Origin of the sequence: Lishizhenia sp., assembly GCF_033720595.1 — a bacterium.
Classification (GTDB): Bacteria; Bacteroidota; Bacteroidia; order Flavobacteriales_D; family Crocinitomicaceae; genus Lishizhenia.
This window is the reverse complement of the sequence record NZ_JAWWCF010000212.1, coordinates 1-4,420: the sequence shown is the minus strand read 5'-3', so window position 1 is coordinate 4,420 and position 4,420 is coordinate 1. Positions and strand designations below refer to the sequence as shown.

The following is a 4,420-nucleotide window of genomic DNA, read 5'->3' as shown; positions in this document are numbered from 1 at the left end:
GGAATCTAGAATTCTAAGTTATTAACAGGGTCTAATGGATTAATTTTCAGTTCTGAAGACAGAATAAATTTTGTAATATCTGAGAAAACTCACTATCTTTGCAGTCCGTTTAAGGAAAAAGTTACGAATCCTGTTGTAAGTAACTCATTATTAATTTCTTTTGGTGGTTTACAGGATTACCCAAAATACAATTTTAAAATGCCATTATGGCTGATAACAAAGTAATAGAGCAGGGATCTGCTGATTTTGATTGGGAAGCTTTAGCAAATGAAGGATATTCAAATGCTGAAAAAGCTGAGTACGCTGAGACTTACGAAGCAACTTTAACTTCTATCAACGAGAAAGAAGTAATTAAAGGAACTGTAGTAGCAGTAACTAAAAAAGAAGTTGTTGTAAACATCGGGTACAAGTCTGAGGGAGTAGTTCCTATCAACGAATTCCGTTACAACCCAGATTTAGCGGTTGGAGACGAAGTTGATATTTACGTTGAGTCTCAAGAAGACAAGTACGGACAGCTTGTAGTTTCTCACAAAACTGCGCGTATGCACAGTGCTTGGGCTAAAGTGAACGAAGTATTGAAAACAGGTGAGGTTATCACTGGTTTTGTTAAGTGCAGAACTAAAGGTGGTCTTATCGTTGACGTATTCGGAATCGAAGCCTTTTTACCAGGTTCACAAATTGACGTTAAGCCAATTCGTGACTACGATATTTACGTTGGTAAAAACATGGAGTTCAAAGTTGTTAAAATCAACCAAGAATTCCGTAACGTGGTTGTTTCTCACAAAGCGCTTATTGAAGCTGAGCTTGAAGAGCAGAAGAAACAAATCATTTCTGGTCTTGAAAAAGGTCAGGTATTGGAAGGAACTGTTAAAAACATCACTTCATACGGTGTATTCATCGACTTGGGTGGAGTTGACGGTTTAATCCACATCACAGATTTATCTTGGGGTAGAGTTAATCACCCAGAGGAAATCGTTGAATTAGATCAAAAATTAAACGTTGTAATCCTTGACTTTGATGATGATAAGAAGAGAATTGCATTAGGATTGAAACAATTACAACCACATCCATGGGACGCTTTATCAACAGAATTAGCTGTTGGAGATAAAGTTAAAGGGAAAGTTGTTGTATTGGCTGACTACGGTGCGTTTGTTGAAATCGCTCCAGGAGTAGAAGGTTTAATCCACGTTTCTGAAATGAGCTGGTCTCAACACTTGAGAACTGCACAGGATTTCTTAGCTATCGGAGACGAAGTTGAGGCTGTTATTCTTACTTTAGATAGAGAAGAAAGAAAAATGTCTCTAGGTATCAAGCAATTGATGCCAGATCCATGGGAAGGAATTGCTGAGCGTTACCCAGTTGATTCTAAGCACAACGCAAAAGTTCGTAACTTCACTAACTTCGGTGTATTCGTAGAATTAGAAGAAGGTGTTGACGGATTAATCCACATTTCTGATCTTTCTTGGCAAAAGAAAATCAAGCACCCATCTGAATTCTGTAAGGTAGGTGATGCAATGGAAGTTGTTGTATTGGAAATCGATAAAGAAAACAGAAGAATTTCTTTAGGTCACAAGCAGTTAGAAGAGAACCCATGGGATGTATTCGAAACTTTATTCGGTGAAGGATCAGTACACCAAGGTACAATTATCGAACAAAAAGATAAGTCTGGAATCGTTGCTTTACCATACGGTGTAGAAGGAATTTGTCCTGCTAAGCACATGCGTAAAGAAGACGGATCTAACGCTAAGGTTGACGAAACTTTAGATTTCAAAGTGATCGAGTTTAACAAAGACGCTAAGAAAATAGTTGTTTCTCACGTTAGAACTTTCGAAGAAGGTGAAGACAAACCATCTACTTCTTCTAGAGGAGGTAAAAGAGGTGGAGGAGGAAACTCTAAAGCTGTTGAGAACTTGAACAAGAGCAATGAAAAATCTACATTAGGAGATTTAGATGCATTAGCTGCTTTGAAAGACAAAATGGAAGGAAAATAATCCAACCCATTATAGAACAGATCTCTGTTAAAAGTCCCGACCAAGTAATTGGTCGGGATTTTTTTGATTTAAAGATTTAAGAAATTTGATTATCACCGTGGGTAGATTAACGAAAGCACTTTTATAGAACTCAATTCTTTTATTTCTTAGATGCATAAACACGGAGGTTCACGAGCGGAGCGCTGTACTGAGCGACAGTCGAAGTGTCGAGTGGCCGTAATTTAACAAAGCATTCAAATTTTACTATTTATACCTCCTTAAACTGCATCCTACTCCATTATTTTCACCGGCTTTTTGTTTTCATCTATGGCCACAAAAGTAAATTCACCACTCACAGCCTTTTCTCTTTCTTCTGTGTACATCTGTTCAATGTAGATATCTACCCTTACTTTTAAACTCGTGTTTCCTGTATAGGTCACTTTACCTAATAATTCAATGATAGTAGCTGCAGGAATGGGCTTTTTGAAATCGATTCTATCACTGCTTACAGTTACCATGCGCTGGCGACTGAATCGTGTAGCAGTGATGAAAGCAACTTCATCCATCAATTGCATGGCTGTTCCTCCAAACAAGGTATCGTAATGGTTCGTCGTATTTGGGAATACCGCTTTAAAAATGCGCGTTTCTGATTTTTGGATTCTTTCTTCCTTGGTCATTTTATTTTCTCTTTTGTGGCTTACTTTTTAGCCTATGTTACATCATTGGGGTTCTTTTCAATGTATGCTTGCGAGAAAAAATAAGGAAGGGAGTTGCATGCGGAATAGGGGGCTATACTTCTTAAAAAATTATTTATGAACTCAACCTGACTCATAGCTTCAAATCGCGAAAGCATCGTCAATTAGAAGAGGCAGGTCTCCTGACTTATAACCCTTTAACTTCCTTCCCATTCCATAGTATTAGAACAGTGGATAATTGTTAAAGCTTTTCGTTACTTACAGTTGCGCGACAGTTCATGATTTTCACATGATTCCCTTTTCATTTGCGTTAAGCAAAACCTTTTCTTGTTTTGGAAAGAACTTCTGGCAGTGAAAGTAGTAAAATATTGATGAAGAATACTCGCAGCTGAGGTAATAAAGGTGGTTAGGAAATGATCTACAGCTTAAACTTCAAAACTTGTTATCATTGTCGTTTCCTAACTTCTGTTTTCTTTCATCAATAATTACTTTTACCGCATACTTTTCGACACCTACAGAAAAGAAAGAGAAAAACATGAATTCACAGAAAGTAGCATATTCTATTTTAGACTTGGCTGTCGTGGCACAAGGAAATAGTATACAAGAAACCTTACATCGTTCTTTAGCGGTGGCTAAGGCGGCAGAAGCGAGCAATTACGAACGTGTTTGGTATGCTGAGCACCACAATACAGAAAATGTAGCAAGTACGGCAACTTCTTTATTGATAGGTTATGTAGCAGAAAATACTGAACGCATACGCGTAGGGTCTGGGGGTGTAATGTTGCCCAACCATTCTCCTTTGATTATAGCTGAGCAGTTTGGAACCTTGGCCCATTTGTACCCGAACCGTATAGATTTAGGATTAGGTAGAGCACCAGGAACGGATCAAGCTACTGCGCATGCTATACGTCCTGATTTCATGCAAGCGGCGCAATCATTTCCCAGAGAAATAGAAAAAATAGAGCAGTACTTTTCTGAAGAAAATAAAAGTTCTAATGTACGAGCAGCCATCGCAGAGGGAACGAACGTGCCTTTATACATTTTAGGGTCAAGTACCGATTCCGCACATTTGGCGGCAGCTACGGGTAAACCTTATGCGTTTGCGAGTCATTTTGCGAGTACTTATTTGCACCAAGCACTGGAAATTTACCGTCAGGAATTCCAGCCTTCTGAAGAAACGGATAAACCTTATACAATAGCCGGAATTAATGTTTTTGTAGCAGATACAGATGAAGAGGCAGAAGCTATGTTTACATCTTTGATTCGTTTATTTGTGAGTATAGCCACTGGAAGCAGACAATCCATTCAGGCTCCTGCACCTATGAACAGAGAGTTTTTAGAATACCTTCAGCATCCTCGTATTGCCAGTATGATTAAATACTCATTTGTGGGAAGTAAGGACACGGTTAAAGCTAAAATGCGCGATTTCTTAAACAGCACTGGTGTGGATGAAGTGATAACCTCTACGAATGCCTATTATGTAGAAGACAGAATTAAATCATTGCAATTATTCGCCGCATTAATGGATGAATTGAACGAAGAGAAAATAGAGGATAAGTAGGTACTTACCGAATGAAAATTTGAACGGGAATATCTTATGAAAGGTGTTCCCGTTTTTAGTATCCTAAATGAGGATGTTGCCTTGATAAAGTGTTAATGATCAATCATTCGTTTCCCTTTTCATCTTTGAAATTTACGGTAGGAATTTTCACAATTTCAAAAGTCGCTGAAGCTAAATTCACTTTGCCCTTACTC

General features: G+C 38.2%; 3 protein-coding genes and 1 riboswitch. Of the genes, 2 read left to right on the top strand and 1 reads right to left on the bottom strand.

The window, feature by feature from the left end:
* The first annotated feature begins 206 nt into the window (after positions 1-206).
* The gene (gene rpsA, locus R3333_RS12665) at positions 207-1,991 is read left to right on the top strand and encodes a 30S ribosomal protein S1 (RefSeq protein WP_318959141.1); all 1,785 of its coding nucleotides are present in this window, start codon (positions 207-209) and stop codon (positions 1,989-1,991) included.
* A gap of 269 nt (positions 1,992-2,260) precedes the next feature.
* Here the strand turns inward: rpsA and R3333_RS12660 are convergent, their stop codons facing one another.
* Positions 2,261-2,647 (bottom strand): acyl-CoA thioesterase, encoded by a 387-nt coding sequence (locus R3333_RS12660; RefSeq protein WP_090245434.1) that lies wholly within the window; start codon positions 2,645-2,647, stop codon positions 2,261-2,263.
* Between the two features lie 172 nt (positions 2,648-2,819).
* Positions 2,820-3,005, bottom strand: a riboswitch (cobalamin riboswitch).
* A gap of 195 nt (positions 3,006-3,200) precedes the next feature.
* On the opposite strand from R3333_RS12660, the gene R3333_RS12655 reads away from it, so the two are divergent.
* Positions 3,201-4,226, top strand: a complete 1,026-nt coding sequence (locus tag R3333_RS12655; protein ID WP_318959140.1) for an LLM class flavin-dependent oxidoreductase — start codon at positions 3,201-3,203, stop codon at positions 4,224-4,226.
* Positions 4,227-4,420 lie beyond the last annotated feature (194 nt).

What these genes read in the sequence shown, in the direction of transcription:
- rpsA (WP_318959141.1), top strand. Translation starts at nt 207, where the DNA reads ATGGCTGATAACAAAGTAATAGAGCAGGGATCTGCTGATTTTGATTGG.
- R3333_RS12660 (WP_090245434.1), bottom strand. Translation starts at nt 2,647, where the DNA reads ATGACCAAGGAAGAAAGAATCCAAAAATCAGAAACGCGCATTTTTAAA.
- R3333_RS12655 (WP_318959140.1), top strand. Translation starts at nt 3,201, where the DNA reads ATGAATTCACAGAAAGTAGCATATTCTATTTTAGACTTGGCTGTCGTG.